This is a genomic window from Klebsiella sp. CTHL.F3a, from assembly GCF_019890895.1.
Classification (GTDB): domain Bacteria; phylum Pseudomonadota; class Gammaproteobacteria; order Enterobacterales; family Enterobacteriaceae; genus Klebsiella; species Klebsiella grimontii.
Window position 1 is genome coordinate 5,554,430 of record NZ_CP082360.1, and the last position, 25,439, is coordinate 5,579,868.

Consider the following 25,439-nt stretch of genomic DNA (forward strand, 5'->3'; position numbering starts at 1 on the left):
ATAGCGCTGATAACCTGCGTTTTAAAATAGAAAAAGCCCCGGTCAGGGGCTTTTTCGGAACTGACTTCACAACGTCTAATCGCGATTAGAACGGGATATCGTCGTCAAAGTCCATCGGCGGCTCATTGGAAGGGGCTGCCGGAGCCTGCTGCTGCGGACGAGACTGCGCACCGCCGCTGAACTGGTTTCCGCCCTGCGGCTGCTGAGGCTGACCCCAACCGCCCTGCTGCTGACCGCCGCCCGCCGGGGCGCCCGCGCCCTGCTGACGACCGCCGAGCATTTGCATCGTGCCGCCAACGTTAACCACAACTTCAGTGGTGTATTTTTCCTGACCGGATTGATCAGTCCATTTACGCGTACGCAGCTGGCCTTCAATGTAGACCTGAGAACCTTTACGCAGATACTCGCCGGCCACTTCCGCCAGTTTGCCGAACAGCACAACGCGGTGCCATTCGGTCTGCTCTTTCATCTCACCGGTCGCTTTATCACGCCAGGATTCGGAAGTAGCCAGCGTAATGTTGGCAACTGCGCCACCACTCGGCATGTAGCGTACTTCCGGGTCCTGGCCCAGATTACCGACGAGAATCACCTTGTTTACGCCTCTGCTGGCCATGTTTGTGTCTCCTGAATGCGTTTCTTAATAGTGTAAACGCGCGAGTGTACCATTTCCAGGTGCTATGTTGATAGCTGGGAAGTAGGTTCCAGATAACTCTCGCGGTGCGACATTTTTACACATCCCACCGGAAAATGCATTCCAATACTGTATATTCAAACAGGTTAAATTGTGTCATAATTAGCCGTTTCTGCCGTTTGTCCTTCTAACAAACCAGGCAATCCGCGTATCTACCGGGAAAGGTGAATGGATAAGATCGAAGTTCGGGGCGCCCGCACCCATAATCTCAAAAATATCAACCTCGTCATCCCGCGCGACAAACTCATTGTCGTCACCGGGCTTTCGGGTTCAGGCAAATCCTCACTGGCTTTCGACACGTTGTATGCCGAAGGGCAGCGTCGCTACGTTGAGTCGCTCTCCGCCTACGCGCGGCAGTTCCTGTCGCTGATGGAGAAGCCCGACGTCGACCATATTGAAGGGCTGTCGCCGGCGATTTCCATTGAACAGAAATCAACGTCCCACAACCCCCGTTCAACGGTAGGCACCATTACCGAAATTCACGACTACCTGCGTCTGCTGTACGCACGCGTCGGCGAGCCGCGCTGCCCGGATCACGACGTCCCGCTGGCGGCGCAAACCGTGAGCCAGATGGTCGATAACGTGCTCTCCCAGCCAGAAGGACAGCGCCTGATGCTGCTGGCGCCGATCATTAAAGAGCGCAAAGGCGAGCATAACAAAACCCTGGAAAATCTCGCCGGGCAGGGCTACATCCGCGCGAGGATCGACGGCGAGGTCTGCGATCTCTCCGATCCGCCAAAGCTGGAACTGCAGAAGAAACACACTATTGAAGTGGTGATTGACCGCTTTAAGGTACGCGACGATCTCAGCACGCGCCTGGCCGAGTCTTTTGAAACCGCGCTGGAGCTGTCGGGCGGCACCGCTATCGTCGCCAATATGGACGATCCGAAAGCCGAAGAGCTGTTGTTTTCCGCCAACTTCGCCTGCCCGATTTGCGGCTACAGCATGCGCGAACTGGAACCGCGCCTGTTCTCCTTCAACAACCCGGCTGGCGCTTGCCCGACCTGCGATGGTCTCGGCGTACAGCAGTATTTCGATCCGGAACGCGTCATTCAGAACCCAGAGCTGTCGCTGGCGGGCGGGGCGATTCGCGGCTGGGATCGGCGCAATTTTTACTACTTCCAGATGCTGAAGTCGCTGGCGGAACACTATGAATTCGATGTTGAAGCCCCCTGGGGCACGCTGAATAGCAGCGTACAAAAAGTGGTCCTGTATGGCTCAGGCAAAGAGAATATTGAATTCAAATATATGAACGATCGCGGCGACACCTCGGTGCGCCGCCATCCGTTCGAAGGTGTGCTGCATAATATGGAGCGCCGTTATAAAGAGACGGAATCCAGCGCGGTACGTGAAGAGTTAGCGAAATTCATCAGCAACCGTCCCTGCACCAGCTGTGAAGGGACCCGCCTGAAGCGTGAAGCGCGGCACGTTTTCGTGGAAAATACCCCGCTGCCGACCATCTCGGACATGAGCATCGGCCACGCGATGGACTTCTTCAACAACCTGAAGCTCTCCGGCCAGCGTGCGCAAATCGCTGAAAAAGTCCTGAAAGAGATTGGCGATCGCCTGAAGTTCCTCGTTAACGTCGGTCTGAACTACCTGACGCTCTCCCGTTCGGCGGAAACCCTCTCAGGCGGCGAAGCGCAGCGTATCCGCCTCGCCAGCCAGATCGGCGCGGGCCTGGTGGGCGTGATGTACGTACTGGATGAGCCCTCTATCGGCCTGCATCAGCGCGATAACGAACGCCTACTGGGCACCCTGATCCATCTGCGAAATCTCGGCAATACCGTGATCGTCGTTGAGCACGATGAAGACGCTATTCGCGCCGCCGACCACGTTATCGATATCGGCCCGGGTGCCGGGGTACACGGTGGTAAGGTCGTGGCTGAAGGCAAGCTGGAAGATATTATGGCGGTACCGGAATCGCTGACCGGCCAGTTCATGAGCGGCAAGCGTAAAATCGAAGTACCGAAACAGCGCGTGCCCGCCAATCCGGAGAAAGTGCTGAAGTTGTCCGGCGCGCGCGGAAACAACCTGAAAGACGTGACGCTGACGCTGCCGGTGGGCCTCTTCACCTGCATTACCGGCGTTTCCGGGTCGGGTAAATCCACGCTGATCAACGACACGCTGTTTCCGATTGCTCAGCGTCAGCTCAACGGCGCCACCATCGCCGAGCCGGCGCCGTACCGCGACGTGCAGGGGCTGGAACATTTCGACAAAGTCATTGATATCGACCAGAGCCCCATCGGCCGTACGCCGCGTTCTAACCCGGCCACCTACACCGGCGTCTTTACGCCAGTCCGTGAACTGTTTGCCGGCGTACCTGAATCACGTTCGCGCGGTTACACGCCGGGCCGCTTCAGTTTTAACGTGCGCGGCGGTCGCTGTGAAGCGTGTCAGGGCGACGGCGTGATCAAAGTCGAGATGCACTTCCTGCCGGATATCTACGTGCCGTGCGACCAGTGCAAAGGCAAGCGCTATAACCGCGAAACGCTGGAGATTAAGTACAAAGGCAAAACGATTCATGAAGTGCTGGATATGACCATCGAAGAAGCGCGTGAGTTCTTCGATGCGGTACCGGCGCTGGCGCGTAAGCTGCAAACGCTGATGGACGTCGGCCTGACCTATATTCGTCTGGGTCAGTCAGCGACCACCCTCTCCGGCGGCGAGGCCCAGCGTGTCAAGCTGGCGCGCGAGCTGTCCAAACGCGGTACCGGGCAAACGCTGTATATCCTTGATGAACCGACTACCGGCCTGCACTTTGCCGATATTCAACAGTTGCTGGAAGTTCTGCATCAGCTCCGCGACCAGGGCAATACCATTGTGGTGATTGAGCACAACCTGGACGTCATCAAGACGGCTGACTGGATCGTTGACCTTGGGCCGGAAGGCGGAAGCGGCGGCGGAGAGATCCTCGTTTCCGGTACGCCGGAAACGGTCGCCGAGTGCGAGGCCTCCTATACGGCTCGCTTCCTCAAGCCCATGTTGAAGTAATCTCATCTGCCTCTTTCCGTCCCGGGAAGAGGCACCATTTCCTCTCATTTTTTCCCACTGATATTTTGTGATTTGCAGCCGCACGGCATCTGTCATCAGATAGCACCACAGCCATAAATTGCAGGATGGATCATGTATTTACAGCCCGGAGTTTATCGCCTGGCCCTCGCCGCAGCGTTGTTTTTGATAGCCGCCTGCAGCTGGGTAGACGGCTACAGCAGCACGGCTCATCAGCAACTGCTGATGCTGGAACAGCTTCATCTGCAGTTCATCAGCGATGCGGCCGCCGCGCCGGTCAACCGACAATTACTCAGGCAAGAGGATCGCCAGATTCGTCAGCAATTTAGCCTGGCGTTAAGCGATAGCGATGCGCTACGGCAGAATAATCTGCTCGTGCTGGAGAAAAATTATCAGCGGCTGTACCGGCACGTAGCCAGCCAGGATACTGCGCTAACGCCCTTCGAGGCCGGGATTCTGACGCAACAAACGGAAAATCTTTACCAGCAGGCCATCAGCGGCGAACAGCGGCGTTCAGGAAGGTGAGCATGTCCACCATAGAAGAGTTAAGTACCCAGTTAACCGACTCCGGCGTGAATGCGGCAGAGTGGTTACAGCTTATGCACGCGATCGTTCATGATGACGACAGCGACATTCGCGACGCCGGAACGCTTATGCTCCAGGCATTACAGGAGAAAGCGCGCGGCTGGTTAACCCATGACGACCTGGTTCTGCTTCTACAAGGGCAGCGCGATATTGCCCGCATTCGCGCCAATAACGCGCATATCGCCATGCAGAGGCATCTTCAGTCCACGCTGCTTCGTCTGCTTGATATGACGCTACTGGCGCTGCTGGGTTGAATATCGCTTTATGACAACAGCTTACGCTTGTTTTCAGTAAGAGAATCAAGCGCCTGCTGATATGACGCATCCACCAGATAGTAAATTTGTGAATCAGGCAGGGAGCCGTCAAGAAACACCGTGCTCCAGTGGGCTTTATTAAGATGTTTGCTGGGTCGCACATCGCGATGCTGCTGCCTCAGCAGCTCTGCAAGCTCGGGGCTGGTTTTTAACGATACCGCAGGCCGGTTGTCCTCTACCTCTTTTATCATCGCAAACAGTACGTCAGCCGCTTTGATTTGCGTCGCTTTCCAGTCGCTATGTACGCTTTGTTCCGCGCCCGGCTTGGCCATGCAGTACTGCAATAAATCCGAAATTGTCATTTTTATTCCCCCATCAGCGTCGCGATGATATGGCGCGATCCGCCATGAATACGATGCTCCCCGAGCCAGATCCCCTGCCAGGTCCCTAACCTGACGCGCCCATCCCGAACGGGCAGCATCAGCGATACGCCCAGCATCGATGACTTAATGTGCGAGGGCATATCATCAGGACCTTCATAATCGTGTTCATACGGCGCGTTATCCGGTACGGCAGTAAGAAAATGCTGCTCCATATCGTAACGGACGGTCGGATCGCAGTTTTCATTAAGCGTCAGGGAAGCAGATGTATGCTGGAGCAGCATATGCAGCAGGCCCGTTTTCACCCGCGATAGTTCGCGGATTTGACCGAGAATTTCATCAGTGACCAGATGGAAGCCCCTTGATTTTGGGCCTAACGTCAGGGTTTGCTGATGCCACATAGGCGACTCCTTCTACTAATGAACCTTCCTAAGTGTGCAGCAATAAGCGAAAAGGTAAAACCTTTGGTACGCTATTTTGCACAAAAAAACGGCAGCGCGCTGGCTGCCGTTTTAGCAATTCATAATTAAGCCGTCGTCAGCTTAATATTCTGAATTCACAATCACCTCTTCACCCTGAGCGCCTGCCATTGGCAGCGGCTTATAGGAAGAGTTGGATGCCCGCAAGATGCGGATACCGCGGGCGCCAACCTCACGGGCGGCAGAAATATCGTTATCTGAATCGCCGTAGAAGACTTTAATGCCCTTCTCCTGCAGCCACTGCGTTTTGGTGTTCTGACCAGGCTTATCGCCGGCAAAAATAACCGGGTTCATGTTCGCTGCCGGGATGAGAAAATCGTCCTGCAGAGTTTTTGATACCGTTTCGGTTTTGGTCTGGCTGCGTCCGGTGACAAAATAGATGCTATCGCCGCGCTTCACGTGCATCGCAATCAACTGGCGCGCCACCTCTTTCGGCATGCTGAATTCATCCCAGCCGTTGTTCATTTTTTCCCAGAACTCCGGATTTTTCAGGTAATCATCGCTGCCGGGGGAATAGGTTTTCTGCCCGCGCCAGAAGCCCGGACTGGAGAACAGGACGGTATCATCAATATCAAAGCCGACGGCCATCGGCTGGCGTCCCAGCAGGCTATTTTCAATCTGAGCCACGGAAACCCAATGGATCGGCGCCTGTTCGGCGAGTTTCGCCATATTGGTGCCCGTCCACAGCGGCTGCGGCGTGGAGGCGCGAGCAACGACGGAGCTATTTAGCGTGAACAGTAAGCAGATGGCCCCAAAGGCCAGGGTGATCTTGCGCATATTTTTCCCTAAATAATCGAATCGTTATAGTTTTCAATAATGTGTACGCTTATTAATGCACCCAGACCTTACCCCCCGCTGAGGCGGATAGGAAGGTTTTTCTGCTCAGATGTCATATAAAAAGAGAATGATCACACTTCAGGAAGGGAATGACCCTCACCAAAATGTTGGCGAGGGCAAAAGCGGTCTGTAAGGATTTATATTACCGCGGCAAAGGCCTGGGCCACGCGCTGAACGTTGCGTGAATTCAGTCCCGCGACGCACATGCGTCCGCTGGCAATCAGGTAGACGCCAAACTCATCGCGCAGGCGGTCGACCTGGGCCGGGCTGAACCCGGTATAGCTAAACATTCCGCGCTGCTTCAGAAGATAGTCAAAATTACCGCCCGGCACCGTATCTTTAAGCACATTAACCAGCTCCTGACGCATGGCCAGAATACGGGTACGCATCCCTTCCACTTCCGCCAACCATGAGGCTTTCAGCTCGCTGTCGCTCAGCACCGCCGCAACAACCTGTGCGCCAAAGTTCGGTGGGCTGGAGTAGTTGCGACGTACGGTCGCTTTTAATTGCCCCAGCACGCGAATCGCGGTTTCAGCGTCCTCACAGACGATTGACAGCCCGCCAACGCGCTCACCGTACAGGGAGAAGATTTTTGAGAACGAGTTGCTGACCAGCATTGGCATGCCGGCGTTCGCAATGGCGCGGATTGCGTAAGCATCCTCTTCCATTCCTGCGCCAAAGCCCTGATAGGCGATATCGAGGAAAGGAATCAAATTACGCGCTTTCAGTACCTCAACCACCCGATCCCACTGGGCGTTGCTGAGATCGGCTCCCGTTGGGTTATGGCAGCACGGATGCAGCAGCACAATATCTCGCTCCGCTAGCGAATTGAGTTTTTCCAGGAACGCCGCGAAACGTACGCCATTGGTCTTCTCATCAAACCAAGGGTAAGTACTTACTTCGAATCCTGCCCCTTCAAATATTGCGATGTGGTTTTCCCATGTCGGGTCGCTCACCCAAACACGCGACTCCGGGAAGTAGCGTTTCAGAAAATCAGCGCCCACCTTCAGGGCGCCGGAACCGCCCAGCGTTTGAATGGAGGCCACGCGATTTTGCGCCAGCACCTGATGATCGGCACCGAACAGCAGCGGCGCGATAGCGTGACGATAGGTGTTCAGCCCTTCCATCGGTAAATAGACTGAGGCGCCATGCGGCTGGGCATTGAGGCGCGCCTCAGCTGCGGCAACCGACTGCAGCTGCGGAATAATGCCGTCTTCGTTGTAATAAAGACCGATGCTGAGATTTACTTTGTCACTACGCGGATCGTCTTTGAAACGCTCCATCAGGGAGAGAATGGGGTCGCCAGCGTAGGCGTCAACTTTCTGAAACACGGGATGTTTCTCCAGGTTTACATGGGCTCGTCATAACACAATAAACCGGATGTGAAAGAAGGTCGAGAGGATGTTGGCGGATGGCTGGGTTTGCCAGCCATCCCGGATGGCGGCTTAAAACGCCTTATCCTGGCTACCGACCCGCAGCCGGTAGCGAATACGTAGCCCCCGGTAAGCCGTCAGCCGCCACCGGGGGAAAGAGCGCGGGCTGAAATCAATCCACGTACTTCATTGATACCCGTGAAGTCAGGCGGGTAATAAGTTCGTAAGCACTTACTTTTGTGATTTCTGCAATACGCTCGACGGGCAGGCCTTCGCCCCACAGCACCACCGGGTCGCCCGATTTATCCTGCGCTTCGGGCCCGAGATCGACGCAAATCATATCCATCGCCACGCGACCCACAATCGGCACTTCGCGGCCGTTGACCAGCACCGGGGTCCCGGACGGCGCAGCGCGCGGATAGCCGTCACCGTAGCCCATCGCCACCACCCCTAAACGCGTATCACGCTCGCTGATCCAGGTTCCGCCGTAGCCCACCGGCTCCCCGGCTTTATGCTCGCGGACCGCAATCAGGCTCGAGGTCAGAGACATCACCGGCTGGCAGCCAAAGTCCGCGCCGGTAGAGCTACCGTCGAGCGGCGACACGCCGTAGAGAATGATCCCCGGACGCGCCCAGTCGAAATGCGACTGGGGCCACAGCAATATACCGCCGGATGCGGCGATAGAGCGCAGTCCCGGTTTCCCTTCCGTGAAGGTGGTAAAGATATCCAGCTGACGTTCGGTCGCGCCGCACTCAGGCTCATCCGCACGGGCAAAATGGCTGACCACGTTGACCGGCTGGCGGACGTTTTTACACTGGCTAAGACGCTGATAAAACGCTTCGGCCTGCTCAGGCAGAACGCCTAATCGATGCATTCCGGTATCCAGCTTCATCCATACGGTGACCGGCTCGGGTAAATCCGCTTCCTCCAGCGCCGCCAGCTGTTCCGGGCTGTGTACCGCCGTGTGCAGGCGCTGGGCGGAAATCACCACCAGGTCGGCAGCCTCAAAGAACCCCTCCAGCAGCAGAATCGGCTGGCCGATACCGCCCGCGCGCAGGCGCAGAGCTTCTTCAAGACGGGCGACGCCAAAAGCATCGGCGTCAGGGAGCGTTCGCGCGGTCTCAAGAAGACCGTGTCCGTAGGCGTTCGCTTTCACCACCGCAACCAGTTTGCTGGCGGGCGCCAGTTCACGCAGACGTTGCAGGTTGTGTCGCAGAGCGCGGCGGTTAATGACTACAGTTGCCGCTTGCATTTGAATTCCTTAATAAAAGAATCTCCTAAATCCTTCGTGTTGCAGGAAGGCGACAAGCCTGAGAATCCCCGGAAGCTTAGTAAACTAAGTGACCGGGGTGAACAGGCGTAGTCAACGCATCTGCGGCATGAAGGATGACGGAGATTTATTCGTCGTCGTATTGTGGCCCAGCATAATTATCAAAACGCGACCACTGGCCGTTAAACGTCAGGCGCACCGTCCCGATAGGGCCGTTACGCTGTTTACCAATAATAATTTCGGCGATGCCTTTTAAATCACTGTTCTCGTGATAAACCTCGTCACGGTAGATAAACATGATTAAGTCGGCGTCCTGCTCAATGGATCCGGATTCACGCAGGTCGGAGTTCACCGGGCGCTTGTCCGCACGCTGTTCCAGCGAGCGGTTAAGCTGCGACAGCGCCACCACCGGCACCTGTAGCTCCTTCGCCAGCGCCTTGAGCGAGCGCGAAATTTCGGCGATTTCCAGCGTACGGTTATCGGAGAGCGACGGCACGCGCATCAGCTGCAGGTAGTCGATCATGATAAGTCCGATCCCCCCGTGCTCGCGGGCAATACGCCGCGCGCGGGAGCGCACTTCCGTCGGCGTCAGGCCGGAGGAGTCATCAATATAAATATTGCGCTTTTCCAGCAGGATCCCCATGGTGCCGGAAATGCGCGCCCAGTCTTCGTCATCCAGTTGGCCGGTTCGAATGCGGGTCTGGTCAACGCGCGACAGTGAGGCCAGAGAACGCATCATAATCTGCTCCGAGGGCATCTCGAGACTGAAGATGAGTACCGGTTTATCCTGCAGCATCGCCGCGTTTTCCACGAGGTTCATCGCAAAGGTCGTTTTACCCATAGACGGACGCGCAGCAACGATAATCAGGTCCGACGGCTGAAGACCGGCGGTCTTTTTGTTGAGATCGTCATAGCCGGTATTTACCCCAGTGACGCCGTCATGCGGCTGCTGGAACAGCTGCTCAATACGCGCCACGGTGGCGTCGAGCACGTCGGCGATATTCTTCGGCCCTTCGTCTTTATTCGCGCGGCTTTCGGCGATTTTAAAGACTCGGGATTCGGCGAGGTCGAGCAGATCTTCGCTGGTGCGGCCCTGGGGGTCAAAGCCGGCTTCGGCGATTTCATTCGCCACAGAGATCATTTCGCGTACGACCGCGCGTTCGCGAACGATATCGGCATAGGCGCTAATATTCGCCGCGCTTGGCGTATTTTTCGATAATTCGGCCAGATAGGCGAAGCCGCCGACGCTGTCCAACTGACCCTGACGCTCCAGCGATTCCGCGAGCGTAATCAGGTCAATCGGGCTTCCCGACTCCTGCAGACGCGCCATTTCGGTGAAAATATGGCGATGCGGACGGGTATAAAAATCTTCCGAAACAACGCGCTCGGCAACATCGTCCCAACGTTCGTTATCCAGCATTAAACCGCCCAACACCGACTGTTCCGCTTCAATCGAGTGCGGCGGGACCTTCAACCCATCAAGCTGATAATCACGCTCGCGGGGTTCAGTCTGTGGTTTGTTGAAGGGTTTATTTCCTGCCATAGTGAATGGAGTTACCGAGATAGTGAATGGGTCGAAAGATTACCACATTTCTGGAGGAAGCATGGCAACACGAATTGAATTTCACCAGCACGGAGGGCCTGAAGTTCTGCAAGCGGTAGAGTTCATGCCGAAAGATCCCGCAGAGCACGAAATTCAGGTAGAGAATAAGGCCATCGGCATCAACTACATTGATACCTATATCCGCAGCGGCCTCTACCCACCACCATCATTGCCGAGCGGTCTGGGCACCGAAGCCGCTGGCGTGGTGAGCAAAGTTGGCAGCGGCGTGAAACATATTAAAGCCGGCGATCGGGTGGTCTACGCACAATCGGCGCTGGGAGCCTATAGCACTGTCCACAATGTCCCCGCCGATAAGGCCGCTATTTTGCCGGACGCGATCTCTTTCGAGCAGGCGGCGGCCTCATTCCTGAAAGGGCTCACGGTCTATTACCTGCTGCGGAAAACCTACGAGATCAAAGCGGGCGAGCCGTTCCTGTTTCATGCAGCGGCCGGCGGCGTCGGGCTCATCGCCTGCCAGTGGGCCAAAGCGCTGGGCGCGAAGCTAATCGGTACCGTCGGCAGCGCGCAAAAAGCTGAACGCGCTAAACAGGCCGGCGCCTGGCAGATCATTAACTATCGCGAAGAGAATATCGTCGAGCGCCTGAAAGAGATCACCGACGGTAAGAAAGTCCACGTGGTGTATGATTCAGTCGGTAAAGATACCTGGGAAGCCTCACTTGACTGCCTGCAGCGTCGGGGGCTGATGGTGAGCTTTGGCAATTCTTCCGGCCCGGTGACCGGCGTCAACCTCGGGATCCTCAATCAAAAGGGTTCGCTGTACGTCACCCGCCCTTCTCTGCAGGGCTATATCACCACGCGTGACGAGCTGACGGAAGCCAGCAACGAGCTGTTCTCGCTGATCGCCAGCGGCGTGATAAAAGTGGATGTCGCGGAGAGTCAAAAATATGCGTTAACCGACGCCATGCGCGCGCATGAGGTGCTGGAAAGCCGGGCGACGCAGGGTTCAAGTTTGCTCTTGCCATAGTTATGGCTTTTCCCTAAATAATTCGGGCTACAGGAAGATGGTAAGTGAATGAATCCCCAGGAGCTTACAACAGTAAGTGATTGGGGTGAATGCAAGCAACCAACGCCCCTGTAGCCTGAAGTATGACGGGAAAAGAAGAAAAGTTTAGGGCTTCCACATGGGAAGCCCTTACTTTTTTTTGTTCGGCTGTATGTAGGGTACAGCGCGATGAATTCGTTAACCCGCTAATAGTGACAGATTTAATAAGCAAAGCCTACGCTGTTTTATGCAAAAATCTTCAGGTTGTGACATACCGCTCAATACCTTAGTAACGCCAGCGGTTATTACCGCGATAGCGGTTCGCGGCTGGCGATTTTATCGCCCGAATCAGCCAAACCACGATAACGGCCAGCAGCAGCCACGGCAGCAGTTTAATCATTAATGCAAACAGACCGCCGACAAACATCAGCGCGGTCGCGACCACAATCGCGGCAATTATGCCCAGCAGCGACACGCCGGTGACCAACAGCATGACAAAAAAGCCAATAACAAATAAGAGTTCCAGCATCGTCTTTCCCCTAAAGAAATTTATCTACCTTGCCGGATATTACAAAAATCGTGCCAAATATAAGTTATTGAATAAAAACAAAAACGCCCAACACGAGACGTGCAGGGCGTGGTGAATTTGACCAGGTTTTAGCGAAAAACTAACGCTTATCGGCAACCAGCTTCAGCGCCTGTTCCAACACGTTGATATCCGCCCCGGCTTTATGCGCATTTTCGCTCAGATAGCGACGCCACTGGCGCGCGCCAGGTATCCCCTGAAACAGCCCCAGCATATGACGCGTCACATGTCCGAGATAAGTCCCGTTGCTAAGCTCGCGCTCGATGTAGGGATACATCGCCCGGACCACGGAGACCGGATCGGCATCGACGCCTTCCACGCCGAAAATCTCCCGATCCACCGAGGCCAGAATACCCGGATTCTGATAAGCTTCGCGGCCGACCATCACGCCGTCCATATGCGCAAGATGCAGCTTTGCCTCTTCCAGCGACTTAATGCCGCCGTTAATCGCCATGGTCAGATGCGGGAAATCACGTTTAAGCTGGTAGACGCGCGGATAATCCAGCGGCGGGATCTCGCGGTTTTCCTTTGGACTCAGACCTGAAAGCCAGGCTTTGCGCGCGTGGATGATAAACATCTCGCATTCGCCTTTCCCGGATACCGTTTCGATAAAATCACACAGAAACGCGTAGCTGTCCTGGTCATCAATGCCGATACGGGTTTTTACCGTGACCGGGATCGACACGACGTCGCGCATCGCTTTAATGCAGTCGGCAACCAGCTGCGCGTTCCCCATCAGGCAAGCGCCAAACATACCGTTCTGCACGCGATCTGACGGGCAGCCGACGTTGAGGTTAATTTCATCGTAGCCGCGCGCCTGCGCCAGCTTCGCGCAGTGCGCCAGCGCAGCCGGATCGCTGCCGCCGAGCTGCAGGGCGACCGGATGTTCTTCTTCGCTGTAGGCCAGATAATCGCCCTTGCCGTGAATAATCGCACCGGTGGTCACCATTTCGGTATACAGCAGCGTATGGCGCGACAGCTGACGCAGAAAATAACGGCAGTGTCTATCGGTCCAGTCGAGCATCGGCGCGATGGAAAAACGGTGAGCGGCGAAAGCAGTAGGCGTTGATTCTGACATCATGGCGAATAAATAAGCATCCGGGTAAAAAGGGGCGCTACTATAGCATAAAGATAAACCACTGACGCATAGCGTCAGCGCTCACCTTTTTTATCCCGCAATAAACGCTATATTTTCCGCGGCTTCCCGTCGTGAGGGCCAAAAAACTGCGGCGGATGGTCAACCCAGCGATCCTGACGCGTGGCGGCATAGCCTGGGTTCAGCGGGTAGTAGATGCGATTGAATTTCTTGTTTGCCTCGCCAACGACTAACAGCCGCACCTCCTGCTCGGTGTTATTGAGGAAGGTATGGCAAATGCCGGTTCCAGCAGGAAAACCGACGCTATCCCCCGGCTCCAACTTCCAGAGGTAGCCGTTAATCCACACCTCAGGATAGCCGTCCAGCACGTAGATGAACTCTTCTTCATCGCTTTCCGCATGCGGGTAGGAGGTACGACGCCCGGGCGGCAGACGTTCATGGTGGATCCCCAGACGATTCAGTCGCAGGCCGCGCGCCAGCGGCGCGCCGATGGAGAAAAGCTCAGTACTGTCGGGATAGGTGGAATCATCCGCACCTTCCAGTTCACGCCAGTGTCGTATGCAATCAGGTCGTTTCATCGTTTTCTCCCGAAAATGAGATGCTTCAGGTATAGCATAAGGCGGCAAGATAGCGCGCCCCGAGAGCGCATGACCGGGGCGACCAACGCACATGTCACATGAAGTGTGACGGCTATATCCCGCCGGGTCTCGGCGTTTTACCGGTATCGTGATAAAGTAACAGTTTCAGATTCACGCAACCAGAGGACGCTCATGGATAAGACCACTTCGCAACAAATGTTAGCGCATGCTGAAAAGCTGTGCGCGCAGCGTGGCGTGCGCCTGACCCCGCAGCGCCTCGAAGTATTGCGTTTGATGAGCCTACAGCAAGGGGCAATCAGCGCCTACGATCTGCTCGATCTCCTTCGTGATAAAGAACCTCAGGCGAAACCGCCAACGGTATACCGGGCGCTGGAGTTTTTACTGGAGCAAGGGTTCGTACATAAGGTGGAATCCACCAATAGCTACGTACTGTGTCACCTTTTCGATCAGCCTACCCACAGCTCGGCGATGTTTATCTGCGACCGCTGCGGTGGCGTCAAAGAAGAGTGTGCGGAAGGCGTCGAAGATATTATGCATACGCTGGCGGCAAGAATGGGATTCGCCCTGCGCCACAACGTCATTGAGGCTCACGGCCTGTGCGCCGCCTGCGTCGAGGTTGAGTCCTGCAGTACGCCGGGCCATTGCCACCACGACCATACCATTCAGATCAAAAAGAAAGCCCGCTGAGGCGGTAGCCGCAGCGGGAATCAAGGGTAGCGGCACCTCCATGTACCGTTCGTGCAGGCAATAACAGTGGGTTAAAACACGGCGTTTTCGCTACCAGCGATAGTCGTTTTTAGTTTCCCAGTCGGTCACTTCTTTCTCTGCCTGGTCTTTGGCGTAACCGTAACGTTCCTGAATTCTGCCCACCAGCTGGTCGCGTTTGCCTTCAATGACGGTCATGTCATCGTCGGTCAGCTTGCCCCATTTTTCTTTCGCTTTACCTTTGAACTGTTTCCAGTTACCGCCGATTTCGTCTTTATTCATCATGCATTCCTCATCGTTCGGTGATCGTTCGGTGAATGAACAGCCCGCTGTGTGCCGGACATGACTTAACTATAGATGAGTATTCTGAGTAAGATTTATTATTCGGAATCTTTAACCATCAGATGAACCAAATGCATTACGAAAACCAGGTTCCGCGCAGCCAGTGGCGCCGCCAGATAACCGCCAGGGAAGCGCCGCGCAGGGCGAGAAATATCGTCAGCGCCAGCCACAGCCCGTGGTTACCGAGCGCCGGTACGGTAAACAGCGTCAGGGCAAACCCTGCTGCTGCGACCGCCATGCTGTTGCGCATCTCCGCGCCGCGCGTCGCGCCGATAAACATGCCGTCCAGCAGGTAACACCAGACGCCGATGACCGGCAGGATCATCTGCCAGACCAGATAGCGGTCGGCCAACTGCTGCAGCGAAGGCAGCGAGGTCAGCAACGCGATAATCTGTTCACCGGCAAGGCCGTAAATCAGCGCAAACCCCAGCGCCACCATCCCCGACTGGCGGCAGGCCGCATGCCAGACCGCAAGCAGCTGGCTGTCGTCGCGCGCGCCGTAGGCCTGCCCGGAGTGCGCCTCAACGGCATAGGCAAAACCGTCCAGCGCATAGGCGGTAAAGGTCAGCATCGTCATGAGGACCGCATTGACCGCGACGACATCGGCGCCGAGGCGGGCGCCAAATACCGTCACCGCCCCGAAGCAGAGCTGTAGCAGCAGCGAGCGCAGCATGATGTCGCGATTCAGCGCCAGCAGGCGGCGTATATCGCCGCGCCAGGCATTTTTCAGCATCGACAGGGAAACGCCGCGCAGCGCCAGCACGCGTCTCGCCATCAGCAGACCAATAAAGAAAGTGACGTATTCTGCGGTGACCGTCGCCAGTGCAGCCCCCTGCACGTTCATATGCAGGCCCATCACCAGCCATAAATCGAGCACAATGTTGAGGACGTTGCCGACCACCAGCAGGATCACCGGCGCTCTGGCGTACTGCACGCCCAGCAGCCAGCCCAGCAGGACCAGGTTCGCCAGCGAGGCCGGCGCGCTTAGCCAGCGGATCTCAAGGAAACGCCTGGCCTGTTCAAGCACGGCTTCGCTGCCGCCCACAATGTGCAGCGCCAGGTTTATCAACGGGATCCTGAAAAGCACAATCGCCAGCCCGGCGGCCAGCGCCAGGCCCAGCGGCTGCACCAGCGCGCGCGCCAGCCGCTGCGGATCCCTGGCACCAAACGCCTGTGCCGTTAGCCCGGTGGTACTCATGCGCAGGAAAAGGAGCAGCATAAAGAGGAAGCTGGTCGCCGTTGCGCCAACCGCCACGCCGCCCAGATAAACCGGGCTGTCGAGATGGCCAATAACGGCGGTATCCACCAGCCCGAGCAGCGGAACGGTGATATTGGAGAAGATCATGGGCAGCGCTAAGCGCCACAGGGCTTTGTCGGCGGCGTTAAAAAGCATGGAGAAAGCGCCTAAATGAGGAAAAACGACGCAGCATCATGCTTCAGATGATGATGCCGCGAGATGAAGAGATTATTGCCAGTTGCCGTTGCGGATAACGCCGACGGCCAGGCCTTCAATAGTAAAACTTTGTTCGCGAAGGTCGACCACAATCGGCGAGAATTCGCTGTTTTCCGGCAGCAGTTCCACGACGTTACCCTGTTTTTTCAGACGCTTCACGGTCACTTCTTCGTCGATGCGCGCCACAACCACCTGGCCATTGCGCACATCCTGCGTTTTATGGACGGCCAGCAGGTCGCCATCAAGAATACCGATGTCTTTCATCGACATACCGCTAACGCGCAGCAGAAAATCAGCATTCGGCTTAAACATAGCCGGATCGACCTGATAGTGACCTTCGATATGCTGCTGCGCCAGTAGCGGCTCACCTGCCGCGACGCGGCCAATAAGCGGCAGACCGGTTTCTTCTTCCGTCAGCAGACGAATTCCGCGGGAGGCGCCGGAAACGATCTCGATTGCGCCTTTACGCGCCAGCGCTTTCAGGTGCTCTTCCGCCGCGTTTGGGGAGCGAAACCCCAAGCGCTGAGCAATCTCCGCACGCGTCGGCGGCATGCCCGTCTGGCTGATATGATCCCGAATGAGATCAAACACCTCTTGCTGCCTGGTCGTTAACGCTTTCATTCCGCCCCCTGGGTGTATATACAGTTATGCTGTGAGTATATACAGCTAACGGTGATTTTGGAACCACATTTCACACAAAAATCAGGAGTTTCTTTCCGTTTTGCGAGCAGCTACGACAAGACTTAGCGGTAGTTCGCCCACAGCAGCGTTCCCCATGCGATCAGCGCGATGATAATCGCCAGCAGAACTGCCGCCGATCCCATATCTTTCGCTCGCCCCGAAAGCTCATGATGTTCGGGACCGATACGGTCAACCACCGCCTCAATCGCGCTATTGATAATTTCAACTATCATCACTAGCAGGACCGAGCTAATGAGCAGCACCCGCGTGATAGCATCGACGTCCAACCAGCAGGCGATCGCCACGGCAATGACGGCCGCGATGCCTTCCTGACGAAATGCGGCCTCATTGACCCACGCCGCACGGAATCCTTTCCAGGAATACCCGGCAGCTTTAATAATTCGGGTTAACCCAGTGGTATTATTGGCCATCAAACAAACCTTTTTATGTAAATGACGTCAATGAGTGTACGCGTTTGCCGCGTTACAACGGAAATTTTGCGCACTTTCTGTTATTCTTGCGGCGCATTTGCATGATTAACCAGAGGCTTCACATCGTCTATGTCTGGCTGGCAACGAATTTACTATAAATTACTGAATTTACCATTAAGGGCGCTGGTAAAAAGCAAGTCGATTCCGGCGCAACCTGCGCAGGAATTAGGCCTGGATACCTCGCGTCCTATTATGTACGTCCTGCCCTACAATTCGAAGGCGGACCTGCTGACGCTGCGCGCGCAATGTCTGGAACATGAGTTACCGGACCCGCTGGAGCCGCTCGAGATCGACGGCGCCCTGCTTCCGCGCTACGTATTTATCCACGGCGGGCCGCGCGTGTTCACCTATTACACGCCGAAAGAAGAGTCTATCAAGCTCTTTCACGACTATCTGGATTTGCACCGCAATCATCCCGATCTTGACGTGCAGATGGTGCCGGTTTCGGTGATGTTCGGTCGCGCGCCGGGGCGTGAAAAAGGCGAGGTTAACCCGCCGCTGCGTATGCTCAACGGCATTCAAAAATTCTTCGCCGTTCTGTGGCTGGGCCGCGATAGCTTCGTCCGTTTCTCGCCTTCGGTCTCGCTGCGTAAGATGGCGGACGAACACGGTACCGATAAAACCATCGCCCAGAAGCTGGCCCGCGTGGCGCGCATGCACTTCGCCCGTCAGCGTCTGGCGGCGGTCGGCCCGCGCCTCCCCGCGCGCCAGGATCTGTTTAATAAACTGCTGGCGTCGAAAGCCATTGCCCGTGCGGTAGAAGACGAAGCGCGCAGCAAGAAGATTTCTCATGAAAAGGCGCAGCAAAACGCTATCGCTCTGATGGAAGAGATCGCGGCAAACTTCTCCTACGAGATGATTCGCCTGACAGACCGCGTGCTGGGCTTTACCTGGAACCGGTTGTATCAGGGCATCAACGTCCATAACGCCGAGCGTGTCCGTCAGCTGGCGCACGAAGGCCACGAGATAGTCTACGTCCCATGCCACCGCAGCCATATGGACTATCTGCTGCTCTCTTACGTCATTTATCATCAGGGCCTGGTGCCGCCGCATATCGCTGCCGGCATCAACCTGAACTTCTGGCCCGCCGGGCCGATCTTCCGTCGCGGCGGCGCGTTCTTTATTCGTCGCACGTTCAAGGGCAATAAGCTCTACTCAACCGTATTTCGCGAATATCTTGGCGAGCTGTTCAGCCGCGGCTATTCGGTGGAGTACTTCGTGGAGGGCGGGCGTTCACGTACTGGTCGTCTGCTGGATCCGAAAACCGGCACTCTGTCGATGACCATCCAGGCAATGCTGCGCGGCGGTAATCGCCCTATCACCCTGGTGCCGATTTACATCGGCTACGAGCACGTGATGGAGGTCGGCACCTACGCCAAAGAGCTGCGCGGCGCGACAAAAGAGAAAGAGAGTCTGCCGCAGATGCTGCGCGGCTTGAGCAAGCTGCGCAATCTCGGCCAAGGCTACGTTAACTTCGGCGAACCGCTGCCGCTGATGACCTATCTGAACCAGCATGTGCCGGACTGGCGCGAGTCTATCGACCCTATCGAAGCGGTCCGTCCTTCCTGGCTGACGCCGACGGTGAATAACATCGCCTCGGATCTGATGGTACGCATCAACAATGCCGGCGCGGCTAACGCCATGAACCTGTGCTGTACCGCGCTGCTGGCATCGCGTCAACGCTCACTGACCCGCGAGCAGCTCACCGAGCAGCTGGAGTGCTATCTCGCCCTGCTGCGCAACGTGCCATATTCAGCGGATGCGACCACGCCTGCGGCCTCAGCCAGCGAGCTGATTGACCACGCGCTGCAGATGAACAAGTTCGAAGTCGAGAAAGACACCATTGGCGATATCATCATTCTGCCGCGCGAGCAGGCCGTTCTGATGACCTACTACCGCAACAACATCGCCCATATGCTGGTGATGCCGTCGCTGTTAGCCGCCATCGTCACTCAGCATCGTCGCATTACCCGCGCCGAAATTCTGCGTCACGTTGAGATGTTCTATCCGTTCCTGAAGGCCGAGCTATTCCTGCGTTGGGAAAAAGCGGAGCTGGCGGGCGTCGTCGATGCGCTGATCGCCGAGATGCAGCGTCAGGGTCTGATCGCCCTGAACAACGATGAGGTGAGCGTTAATCCGTCTCACGCCCGTTCTCTGCAGCTGCTGGCCGCAGGCGCGCGCGAAACGCTGCAGCGCTACGCCATTACCTTCTGGCTGCTGAGCGCTAACCCGTCAATCAACCGCAGTTCGCTGGAGAAAGAGAGCCGCACCGTGGCGCAGCGCCTGTCCGTTCTGCACGGCATCAACGCGCCGGAGTTCTTCGATAAGGCGGTGTTCAGCACGCTGGTGCTGACCCTGCGTGACGAAGGCTATATCAGCGATACCGGGGACGCCGAGCCGGAAGAGACGTTGAAGATCTACCGCATGCTGGCGGATCTGATTACTTCGGATGTGCGGTTAACGATTGAAAGCGTTACCCAGGATGAAGCGTAACGTTTAAAGAGATGTCCCGGCTTGCGCCGGGCTACCGGCCCATGCGGTTTTGTAGCCCGGCTAAGGCGTTTATGCCGCAAGCCGGGAAGAACTACTGCATATATCCCATCGCCAGACCAAGAAACAGCACCAGCCCAACGTAGTTATTGTTCATAAACGCCTTAAAGCAGGCATCGCGTTCGCGTTTAAATATTAGCTTCTGCTGCCAGGCGAACATCGCCGCGGCGATAAACAACGACCAGTAATACTCCCAGCCCAGCCCGCTCAGCCAGCCTACCGCCGCCATCAGGGCCAGCACCGCCACCTGTAAAATGCCGATGATTAAGCGATCGTTGTCGCCAAAGAGAATCGCCGTCGATTTAATACCGATTTTGACGTCATCATCACGATCGACCATCGCATACTGGGTATCGTAGGCCACCGCCCACAGGATATTGGCGAGGAACATCAGCCAGCAGCTCAGCGGCAGCGATTCGCTGACCGCCGAAAAGGCCATCGGGATCGACCAGCCGAACGCCGCACCCAGTACTACCTGAGGCAGGTGGGTATAGCGCTTCATAAACGGATATACCCATGCCAGCGCCAGCGCCGCTACCGACAGCAAAATGGTCATGGTGTTCAGGGTCAACACCAGCAGGAACGAAAGCAGCACCAGCACGACAAACAGCGTCCGCGCCTCCTTTTCGCTCACGTCGCCGCTCGGCAACGGGCGGTGGGCCGTCCGTTTGACGTGGCCGTCAAACTTGCGATCGGCATAATCGTTGACCACGCAGCCTGCGGCGCGCATCAGCCAGACGCCGGCGACGAAAACGGCGAGGATCCATAGCGGCGGTATCCCCGGCGTCGCCACCCACAGCGCCCACAGCGTCGGCCACAGCAGCAGCAGCGCGCCAATCGGTTTGTCAGTACGCATCAGGCGGTGAAACGCCAGCAGCTTGTTCTGCGTCAGACTCCACTCCATTTCATTTTCCTCTTAATACAACGGCGATGCAGGCAAAAACAGTTCCGTCAGCAGCAGCGGTTTGCCGCTCAACCGGAGACGGGAACGACGTCCCCACAGCTCTGCATGACGACCAATTTCAATAAAATCGCGGGTTAGCGTCGATGACGTGAAGAGATAGCGGCCCAACGGCGTTTGCCCCAGCTGTTGCAGCGCCAGTTCGGGGCCGCTCAGCGTTGATTCGGGCACTATCGTGCGCCCGGCCAGCCAGGGTTCACCGTTGGCGCAAAGAATGATTTCCCGCAGCCAGTAGCGGGGTTCGCTCGGTAACAGGGGCGCCTCACCGGCCAGCGCGTCGCGTCCAACAAAACCTTCGTTAACCATGATGACGCTGACTTTCTTCCCCTGCTGCTCAAAGCGTTTGGTCATTGAGTCTTCCAGCAATAACCAGTCGCGCAGATGCGCATCCAGCGGGGGCATAGCGGCAAAATAATGCAGCGCACGCAGTTGCGTAAGCGCAGGATGTGGCATGCCTGAATCTCCGGTACATAACGTGAAGGTATTGTATCGCAGAATGGGGCATCGGGGGCGGGCAAACGTCAATATACGATCATCCGCGCAACAGCCGTGCAACAGAGGCTGCGGCGCGCTAAAAAAAAGTGCGCCCTGACGGACGCACCTAAAGGCTGTGCCTAAACATCAGCATTGCGGGGAGACGGTCACCCCTTGCCTTTTACACTGCTGATAAAGGTGGAACGAGCAGATTTCGAGCCAAGACGTTCAGCTTCGTTCATCAATTTCAGGGCTTTATCGATATCGCCTTTCGCAACCGCCTGCTTAATGCCGTTGTTGAAATAGGTTTCGGTGTCATCAAGCATCGGTTCGCTTTTCGCCGCCGGAGCCGGGGCCGGCGCGACAACCGGCGCGCTATAGGCAGGAGCAGCGGTATTACCGACGGTAACGGGCCCCGGACCTGACGAACCAAACAACGGGCCAACCAGCACGCTGGAGCCGGTAGAGGTTTTCACCTTCAGGCTAATGGTGCCGTCTGTAACGTGTTTCGCGATGGGATCCGGAATATCCGGCACCGCATTGCCGGTACCTTTGGCGTAAGCCTTCGCCGGATCGATTAATTTAGTGGTCTGCTGCAAATCCTGCGGCGTGGTAAAAACCAGCACATAAATTTTCTGCTGTCCCAGCGCCGGAGTCAGGCGCATTACGCCTTCCAGACGATCTGAACTCATCACTCCCGGTTCAAGATAAGTGAAGTAGCTGCTGGGGAAAAACGCGGATGGCGTCATATTTTGGTCAAGAATCAGCACGTTCGGCGCATATACCGCAGTTTGTTTTTCCACTTCGCTGGTTAACGTAATATTGAGCTCGCCAATATTCGCCGGAACGCTGTATGCGGCGACCGGGCCGCTGATACCGGGGACACTGAGCGTCTGTCCGGCCACGGCGAGCTTTGTCGTCTGCGTTTTGGATTGATCGACCGGAGTCCAGGTCAACTGCTGCAACGCGGAGGCCGGAATCGACGGCGCGGCAGAGGTGTTCTGCGGCACGAAATTAACATCAGCAAAACTGACTGCGGGTACGCAGGCCATCAGGCCGACGGACAGGCAGAGGGCAACGAGACTTTTCTTCATTTTCATTGTTATCACCTCAATTCCGATGGCCGAGCGGTAGCCAGGCAATAGCGCGCTGGGCCTAAGATAGAGGGGCTTGCGCCCCTCTTTTAGTTACGAACGGTCAGGCTCGATTACCACCAGATTTCCATCTGGGCACCGAAGGTCCACTCGTCGCTATCGCCACGGCTAAAGGTTTTAGCGCTGGTGTCGTTGTACGCTACGCCGCTATCGTTATAGCCCCATTTCTCATCCCATTTAGCGTACGTTGCGAATACGCGGATTGCCGGACGGGACCAGATGCTGTCACCAGCCTGCCACTGCTGTGCCAGAGTCACTTTATACTGGCTGTTACGATCGCTGGTGCGTTGAGATTTGACGTTGTCGTAGCCGATTTCCATCAGGGTGCTCATGATAGGCGTCCACTTGTACATTGGACGAACGCCGACGGTCCACCACTGGGTACCATTGTTGTTGTCGCGGTCGATATCCTGGTACATACCGACGTACATCAGATCCCAGCTATCGCCCAGAGAGATCGCACCGTGGTCCAACACGCGCCACATAGATCCATCGTTATTAATGCTGCCACCCTGCGGAACGCCTTTACCGCTGGAGGTCATAGAGTCAGTTGCATACTGCAGAACAAATTTGTTAAAGCCTTTCAGCATGCTCTGAGTATGCTCAGCGGTGAGCATCCACCCGTCTTTGGAAGCGCCCGGCTGCAGTGAGTAATCATCAGGGATGTTAGTGTGGCCGTAGTCAACGCCCAGTTCCAGCGTGCCGCCCGGGTTAGTTTCCAGACCGGCTAAACGCACGTCGAATACATCGTTCGGCACGATATTGTCATAGACGCGATTACCGAACTTGTCGCGATCGGCGAAGGTGCCAGAGCCGCCGGATTCAGAAGAACGCGTTGCTGCCAGAGAGAGTTTACCGAAGCCCAGATCGATGTTTTCAATACCCGCACCAGGACCAGAAATATCCCAGTAGTAGAAGTCGATCATATGAACGTCATGACGCTGGTAGAAGCGCTTACCGGCCCAGATGGTGGAACCTGGCAACCATTCGATCAGGTTTTTACCCTGCACGTTAGCTTCACGGAATGCCGGACTGGTGGATTCCCAGTCGTTCTGCTGTGACACAGAGTAGGCGACGTTGGTATCGAAGTAGAAGCTCTTATCACCTTCTTTCCATACTTCCTGGCCCAGCTTCAGTTCCGCATAGGTTTCACATTCGTTACCCAGACGGTATTTACTTTGAGCGCCGGTTGCCTGGAAGCACTGTTGCTCACCGCCGCTGCCGGTCCAGCCGATACCAGAACGGGCATAACCGTGGAAATCAACGGCCAGCGCCTGAGCAGACATAACGCCTGCCGCAACGGCGACCGCCAGTGGAAGTTTGCGCAGAGTAATCATCATTCTATCTCCTGAGATCATTGCTTTTCTTTGAACACTTCACCCTTCGGGCTGCCTCTTTGTTGGCTGCGCTCACTCACCCTGGTCACGTACTTTTGTACGCTCCCAGGGATTCATTCCCTTGCCGCCTCGATGCAGCGCGAATGGTTTTGTGTTTTTTTTTAGTTAGAAGCCCTACACGCCCGGCTCTTTATGCAGCCGACGACAAGCGGTGCCATCCTCACGGAATAAATGGCAGCGCTCCGGCGGCAAACCGATGGCGAATGTGGCTCCCTCTTCTACCAGCACCACGTCGTTCTGGCGGTAAACCAGGTTTTGACGGATGGATGGGATCTGGATATGAATTTGCGTTTCGTGGCCGAGCTGTTCGACCACCTGAACTTCACCTTCAAGGGTGACGTCGGCGATATCGCTGGGCAGCAGATGTTCCGGGCGAATACCTAAAGACATATTGGCGCCGACCTGAACGCGGGCGCTGTCCACCGGCAGCCAGACCTGCTGACGGTTCGGTAGCTCCACCTGCACCTGCTCAATGGCGGTAGCGGTGACTTTGACCGGCAGGAAGTTCATCTTCGGCGAGCCGATAAAGCCCGCGACGAAGCGATCCGCCGGGTAGTGATAGAGTTCGAGAGGCTTGCCGACCTGCGCGACGCGACCGGCGTCCAGCACCACAATCTTGTCGGCGAGGGTCATCGCTTCGACCTGGTCGTGGGTCACGTAAATCATTGTGCGGCCAAGACGCTTATGCAGACGGGAAATCTCAATACGCATCTGTACGCGCAGCGCGGCATCGAGGTTAGAGAGCGGTTCATCCAGCAGGAAAACGCGCGGTTCAGCCACCAGGGTACGACCAATCGCCACGCGCTGGCGCTGACCGCCGGAAAGCGCTTTCGGTTTACGCTCCAGCAGGTGAGCCAGCTGCAGCACTTCCGCCACCTGAGTCACGCGTTGGTTAATCAGCTCTTTTTTGGCGCCGGCCAGCTTCAGGCCAAAAGACATGTTTTCCGCGACGGAAAGATGGGGGTAAAGTGCATAAGACTGAAACACCATCCCGATACCGCGCTCGGCGGGCGGAACATCATTCATTCGGGTATCGCCAATCAGCAGATCGCCGCTGGTCACCGTTTCCAGCCCGGCAATCATACGCAGCAGGGTGGATTTGCCGCAGCCTGATGGCCCAACAAACACGACGAACTCCCCATCCTGGATCTCGAGATTGATATCTTTTGATACCACCACGTCACCCCAGGCTTTCGTTACATTTCGCAGCTGTACGCTCGCCATGCCCTTCTCCCTTCGTTACAACCTGTCACTTAACGACACATTCAAGATGGGCTGACTATGCGGCATTCATTAGTCTGGTAAATCCTCCACCCCCCGGCTTTTTCATGGGGGAGGAGACGGGAGGATGAGAGATGACGTCTCGCCGCTGGGGGGGGGCGGGCCGATACCCATTTCGTGATGCAGCCTGCAAAATTGGCCTCCTTTTTATGTGCTCCAGGACTCATAACCGGCATTTCTGC

Annotated in this window: 25 protein-coding genes; 6 read left to right on the forward strand and 19 right to left on the reverse strand. The window is 56.3% G+C overall.

What is annotated here, in order from left to right:
* Window positions 1-85: 85 nt before the first annotated feature.
* Window positions 86-613 carry a single-stranded DNA-binding protein SSB1 gene (gene ssb1, locus K7H21_RS26015; protein WP_004097799.1) on the reverse strand — a complete coding sequence of 176 codons (528 nt, stop codon included), beginning with the start codon at window positions 611-613 and terminating at the stop codon, window positions 86-88.
* Window positions 614-859: 246 nt separating this feature from the next.
* On the opposite strand from ssb1, the gene uvrA reads away from it, so the two are divergent.
* The 3 genes from uvrA to K7H21_RS26030 all read left to right on the forward strand — a co-directional run bounded on the left by uvrA (window position 860) and on the right by K7H21_RS26030 (window position 4,542).
* Window positions 860-3,685, forward strand: a complete 2,826-nt coding sequence (uvrA, locus tag K7H21_RS26020; RefSeq protein ID WP_223035464.1) for an excinuclease ABC subunit UvrA — start codon at window positions 860-862, stop codon at window positions 3,683-3,685.
* 132 nt (window positions 3,686-3,817) lie between these two features.
* Complete coding sequence (locus tag K7H21_RS26025; RefSeq protein ID WP_004127825.1) at window positions 3,818-4,228, forward strand: hypothetical protein; 411 nt, start codon at window positions 3,818-3,820, stop codon at window positions 4,226-4,228.
* Between the two features lie 2 nt (window positions 4,229-4,230).
* Window positions 4,231-4,542, forward strand: coding sequence for a hypothetical protein (locus tag K7H21_RS26030; protein WP_049115955.1), 312 nt, complete (start codon window positions 4,231-4,233; stop codon window positions 4,540-4,542).
* An 8-nt stretch (window positions 4,543-4,550) separates the two neighbouring features.
* Here K7H21_RS26030 and K7H21_RS26035 read toward each other — a convergent pair whose 3' ends face one another.
* From K7H21_RS26035 to dnaB, 6 genes are all read right to left on the reverse strand, one after another.
* Window positions 4,551-4,904 (reverse strand): MmcQ/YjbR family DNA-binding protein, encoded by a 354-nt coding sequence (locus tag K7H21_RS26035; protein ID WP_004127822.1) that lies wholly within the window; start codon window positions 4,902-4,904, stop codon window positions 4,551-4,553.
* Between the two features lie 2 nt (window positions 4,905-4,906).
* Window positions 4,907-5,323, reverse strand: a complete 417-nt coding sequence (locus K7H21_RS26040) for a secondary thiamine-phosphate synthase enzyme YjbQ (protein WP_049115957.1) — start codon at window positions 5,321-5,323, stop codon at window positions 4,907-4,909.
* A gap of 141 nt (window positions 5,324-5,464) precedes the next feature.
* The gene (gene aphA / locus K7H21_RS26045) at window positions 5,465-6,178 is read right to left on the reverse strand and encodes an acid phosphatase AphA (RefSeq protein WP_004127818.1); all 714 of its coding nucleotides are present in this window, start codon (window positions 6,176-6,178) and stop codon (window positions 5,465-5,467) included.
* A gap of 197 nt (window positions 6,179-6,375) precedes the next feature.
* Entirely contained in the window at window positions 6,376-7,569 is a 1,194-nt protein-coding gene (gene tyrB / locus K7H21_RS26050) for an aromatic amino acid transaminase (protein ID WP_004127815.1), read from the reverse strand.
* A 214-nt stretch (window positions 7,570-7,783) separates the two neighbouring features.
* Entirely contained in the window at window positions 7,784-8,863 is a 1,080-nt protein-coding gene (gene alr / locus K7H21_RS26055; protein ID WP_223035465.1) for an alanine racemase, read from the reverse strand.
* A 145-nt stretch (window positions 8,864-9,008) separates the two neighbouring features.
* Window positions 9,009-10,424, reverse strand: a complete 1,416-nt coding sequence (gene dnaB, locus K7H21_RS26060) for a replicative DNA helicase (RefSeq protein WP_004097788.1) — start codon at window positions 10,422-10,424, stop codon at window positions 9,009-9,011.
* Window positions 10,425-10,485: 61 nt separating this feature from the next.
* On the opposite strand from dnaB, the gene K7H21_RS26065 reads away from it, so the two are divergent.
* Window positions 10,486-11,469, forward strand: a complete 984-nt coding sequence (locus K7H21_RS26065) for a quinone oxidoreductase (RefSeq protein WP_087829652.1) — start codon at window positions 10,486-10,488, stop codon at window positions 11,467-11,469.
* Between the two features lie 304 nt (window positions 11,470-11,773).
* On the opposite strand, the gene pspG is transcribed toward K7H21_RS26065, so the two are convergent.
* The 3 genes from pspG to K7H21_RS26080 form a co-directional block, all read right to left on the reverse strand.
* Window positions 11,774-12,016, reverse strand: coding sequence for an envelope stress response protein PspG (gene pspG, locus K7H21_RS26070; protein ID WP_004127810.1), 243 nt, complete (start codon window positions 12,014-12,016; stop codon window positions 11,774-11,776).
* 139 nt (window positions 12,017-12,155) lie between these two features.
* Window positions 12,156-13,154, reverse strand: a complete 999-nt coding sequence (dusA, locus tag K7H21_RS26075) for a tRNA dihydrouridine(20/20a) synthase DusA (RefSeq protein WP_123828569.1) — start codon at window positions 13,152-13,154, stop codon at window positions 12,156-12,158.
* Between the two features lie 104 nt (window positions 13,155-13,258).
* Window positions 13,259-13,747 carry a cupin domain-containing protein gene (locus K7H21_RS26080; RefSeq protein ID WP_004127806.1) on the reverse strand — a complete coding sequence of 163 codons (489 nt, stop codon included), beginning with the start codon at window positions 13,745-13,747 and terminating at the stop codon, window positions 13,259-13,261.
* A 192-nt stretch (window positions 13,748-13,939) separates the two neighbouring features.
* On the opposite strand from K7H21_RS26080, the gene zur reads away from it, so the two are divergent.
* A complete protein-coding gene (gene zur, locus K7H21_RS26085; protein ID WP_004127803.1) occupies window positions 13,940-14,455 on the forward strand; it encodes a zinc uptake transcriptional repressor Zur in 516 nt (171 codons plus the stop codon).
* Between the two features lie 90 nt (window positions 14,456-14,545).
* On the opposite strand, the gene K7H21_RS26090 is transcribed toward zur, so the two are convergent.
* The 4 genes from K7H21_RS26090 to K7H21_RS26105 form a co-directional block, all read right to left on the reverse strand.
* Window positions 14,546-14,755 carry a CsbD family protein gene (locus tag K7H21_RS26090; RefSeq protein WP_004137568.1) on the reverse strand — a complete coding sequence of 70 codons (210 nt, stop codon included), beginning with the start codon at window positions 14,753-14,755 and terminating at the stop codon, window positions 14,546-14,548.
* Window positions 14,756-14,891: 136 nt separating this feature from the next.
* Window positions 14,892-16,208 (reverse strand): MATE family efflux transporter DinF, encoded by a 1,317-nt coding sequence (gene dinF / locus K7H21_RS26095; RefSeq protein WP_223035466.1) that lies wholly within the window; start codon window positions 16,206-16,208, stop codon window positions 14,892-14,894.
* 72 nt (window positions 16,209-16,280) lie between these two features.
* Window positions 16,281-16,889: a transcriptional repressor LexA gene (gene lexA / locus K7H21_RS26100; RefSeq protein WP_004097774.1), complete on the reverse strand. Its 609-nt coding sequence runs from the start codon at window positions 16,887-16,889 to the stop codon at window positions 16,281-16,283.
* Window positions 16,890-17,011: 122 nt separating this feature from the next.
* Window positions 17,012-17,380, reverse strand: a complete 369-nt coding sequence (locus tag K7H21_RS26105; protein WP_004127797.1) for a diacylglycerol kinase — start codon at window positions 17,378-17,380, stop codon at window positions 17,012-17,014.
* Between the two features lie 129 nt (window positions 17,381-17,509).
* Here K7H21_RS26105 and plsB point away from each other — a divergent pair, with 129 nt between their 5' ends.
* Complete coding sequence (gene plsB / locus K7H21_RS26110; RefSeq protein ID WP_004127795.1) at window positions 17,510-19,933, forward strand: glycerol-3-phosphate 1-O-acyltransferase PlsB; 2,424 nt, start codon at window positions 17,510-17,512, stop codon at window positions 19,931-19,933.
* Between the two features lie 91 nt (window positions 19,934-20,024).
* On the opposite strand, the gene ubiA is transcribed toward plsB, so the two are convergent.
* The 5 genes from ubiA to malK all read right to left on the reverse strand — a co-directional run bounded on the left by ubiA (window position 20,025) and on the right by malK (window position 25,200).
* The gene (ubiA, locus tag K7H21_RS26115) at window positions 20,025-20,894 is read right to left on the reverse strand and encodes a 4-hydroxybenzoate octaprenyltransferase (RefSeq protein ID WP_223035467.1); all 870 of its coding nucleotides are present in this window, start codon (window positions 20,892-20,894) and stop codon (window positions 20,025-20,027) included.
* A 12-nt stretch (window positions 20,895-20,906) separates the two neighbouring features.
* The gene (gene ubiC / locus K7H21_RS26120; RefSeq protein ID WP_014227537.1) at window positions 20,907-21,404 is read right to left on the reverse strand and encodes a chorismate lyase; all 498 of its coding nucleotides are present in this window, start codon (window positions 21,402-21,404) and stop codon (window positions 20,907-20,909) included.
* Window positions 21,405-21,592: 188 nt separating this feature from the next.
* On the reverse strand, window positions 21,593-22,525 hold the full coding sequence (gene malM, locus K7H21_RS26125) for a maltose operon protein MalM (protein WP_004097766.1): 933 nt from the start codon (window positions 22,523-22,525) through the stop codon (window positions 21,593-21,595).
* Window positions 22,526-22,632: 107 nt separating this feature from the next.
* Window positions 22,633-23,919, reverse strand: coding sequence for a maltoporin (locus K7H21_RS26130; protein ID WP_087829649.1), 1,287 nt, complete (start codon window positions 23,917-23,919; stop codon window positions 22,633-22,635).
* Window positions 23,920-24,090: 171 nt separating this feature from the next.
* A complete protein-coding gene (gene malK, locus K7H21_RS26135; RefSeq protein ID WP_004097762.1) occupies window positions 24,091-25,200 on the reverse strand; it encodes a maltose/maltodextrin ABC transporter ATP-binding protein MalK in 1,110 nt (369 codons plus the stop codon).
* Window positions 25,201-25,439 lie beyond the last annotated feature (239 nt).

What these genes read in the sequence shown, in the direction of transcription:
- lexA (WP_004097774.1), bottom strand. Translation starts at nt 16,889, where the DNA reads ATGAAAGCGTTAACGACCAGGCAGCAAGAGGTGTTTGATCTCATTCGG.
- dnaB (WP_004097788.1), bottom strand. Translation starts at nt 10,424, where the DNA reads ATGGCAGGAAATAAACCCTTCAACAAACCACAGACTGAACCCCGCGAG.
- K7H21_RS26105 (WP_004127797.1), bottom strand. Translation starts at nt 17,380, where the DNA reads ATGGCCAATAATACCACTGGGTTAACCCGAATTATTAAAGCTGCCGGG.
- K7H21_RS26065 (WP_087829652.1), top strand. Translation starts at nt 10,486, where the DNA reads ATGGCAACACGAATTGAATTTCACCAGCACGGAGGGCCTGAAGTTCTG.
- K7H21_RS26035 (WP_004127822.1), bottom strand. Translation starts at nt 4,904, where the DNA reads ATGACAATTTCGGATTTATTGCAGTACTGCATGGCCAAGCCGGGCGCG.
- K7H21_RS26040 (WP_049115957.1), bottom strand. Translation starts at nt 5,323, where the DNA reads ATGTGGCATCAGCAAACCCTGACGTTAGGCCCAAAATCAAGGGGCTTC.
- alr (WP_223035465.1), bottom strand. Translation starts at nt 8,863, where the DNA reads ATGCAAGCGGCAACTGTAGTCATTAACCGCCGCGCTCTGCGACACAAC.
- zur (WP_004127803.1), top strand. Translation starts at nt 13,940, where the DNA reads ATGGATAAGACCACTTCGCAACAAATGTTAGCGCATGCTGAAAAGCTG.
- dinF (WP_223035466.1), bottom strand. Translation starts at nt 16,208, where the DNA reads ATGCTTTTTAACGCCGCCGACAAAGCCCTGTGGCGCTTAGCGCTGCCC.
- plsB (WP_004127795.1), top strand. Translation starts at nt 17,510, where the DNA reads ATGTCTGGCTGGCAACGAATTTACTATAAATTACTGAATTTACCATTA.
- pspG (WP_004127810.1), bottom strand. Translation starts at nt 12,016, where the DNA reads ATGCTGGAACTCTTATTTGTTATTGGCTTTTTTGTCATGCTGTTGGTC.
- K7H21_RS26025 (WP_004127825.1), top strand. Translation starts at nt 3,818, where the DNA reads ATGTATTTACAGCCCGGAGTTTATCGCCTGGCCCTCGCCGCAGCGTTG.
- K7H21_RS26130 (WP_087829649.1), bottom strand. Translation starts at nt 23,919, where the DNA reads ATGATGATTACTCTGCGCAAACTTCCACTGGCGGTCGCCGTTGCGGCA.
- K7H21_RS26030 (WP_049115955.1), top strand. Translation starts at nt 4,231, where the DNA reads ATGTCCACCATAGAAGAGTTAAGTACCCAGTTAACCGACTCCGGCGTG.
- malK (WP_004097762.1), bottom strand. Translation starts at nt 25,200, where the DNA reads ATGGCGAGCGTACAGCTGCGAAATGTAACGAAAGCCTGGGGTGACGTG.
- ssb1 (WP_004097799.1), bottom strand. Translation starts at nt 613, where the DNA reads ATGGCCAGCAGAGGCGTAAACAAGGTGATTCTCGTCGGTAATCTGGGC.
- aphA (WP_004127818.1), bottom strand. Translation starts at nt 6,178, where the DNA reads ATGCGCAAGATCACCCTGGCCTTTGGGGCCATCTGCTTACTGTTCACG.
- malM (WP_004097766.1), bottom strand. Translation starts at nt 22,525, where the DNA reads ATGAAAATGAAGAAAAGTCTCGTTGCCCTCTGCCTGTCCGTCGGCCTG.
- dusA (WP_123828569.1), bottom strand. Translation starts at nt 13,154, where the DNA reads ATGATGTCAGAATCAACGCCTACTGCTTTCGCCGCTCACCGTTTTTCC.
- K7H21_RS26090 (WP_004137568.1), bottom strand. Translation starts at nt 14,755, where the DNA reads ATGAATAAAGACGAAATCGGCGGTAACTGGAAACAGTTCAAAGGTAAA.
- uvrA (WP_223035464.1), top strand. Translation starts at nt 860, where the DNA reads ATGGATAAGATCGAAGTTCGGGGCGCCCGCACCCATAATCTCAAAAAT.
- ubiC (WP_014227537.1), bottom strand. Translation starts at nt 21,404, where the DNA reads ATGCCACATCCTGCGCTTACGCAACTGCGTGCGCTGCATTATTTTGCC.
- K7H21_RS26080 (WP_004127806.1), bottom strand. Translation starts at nt 13,747, where the DNA reads ATGAAACGACCTGATTGCATACGACACTGGCGTGAACTGGAAGGTGCG.
- ubiA (WP_223035467.1), bottom strand. Translation starts at nt 20,894, where the DNA reads ATGGAGTGGAGTCTGACGCAGAACAAGCTGCTGGCGTTTCACCGCCTG.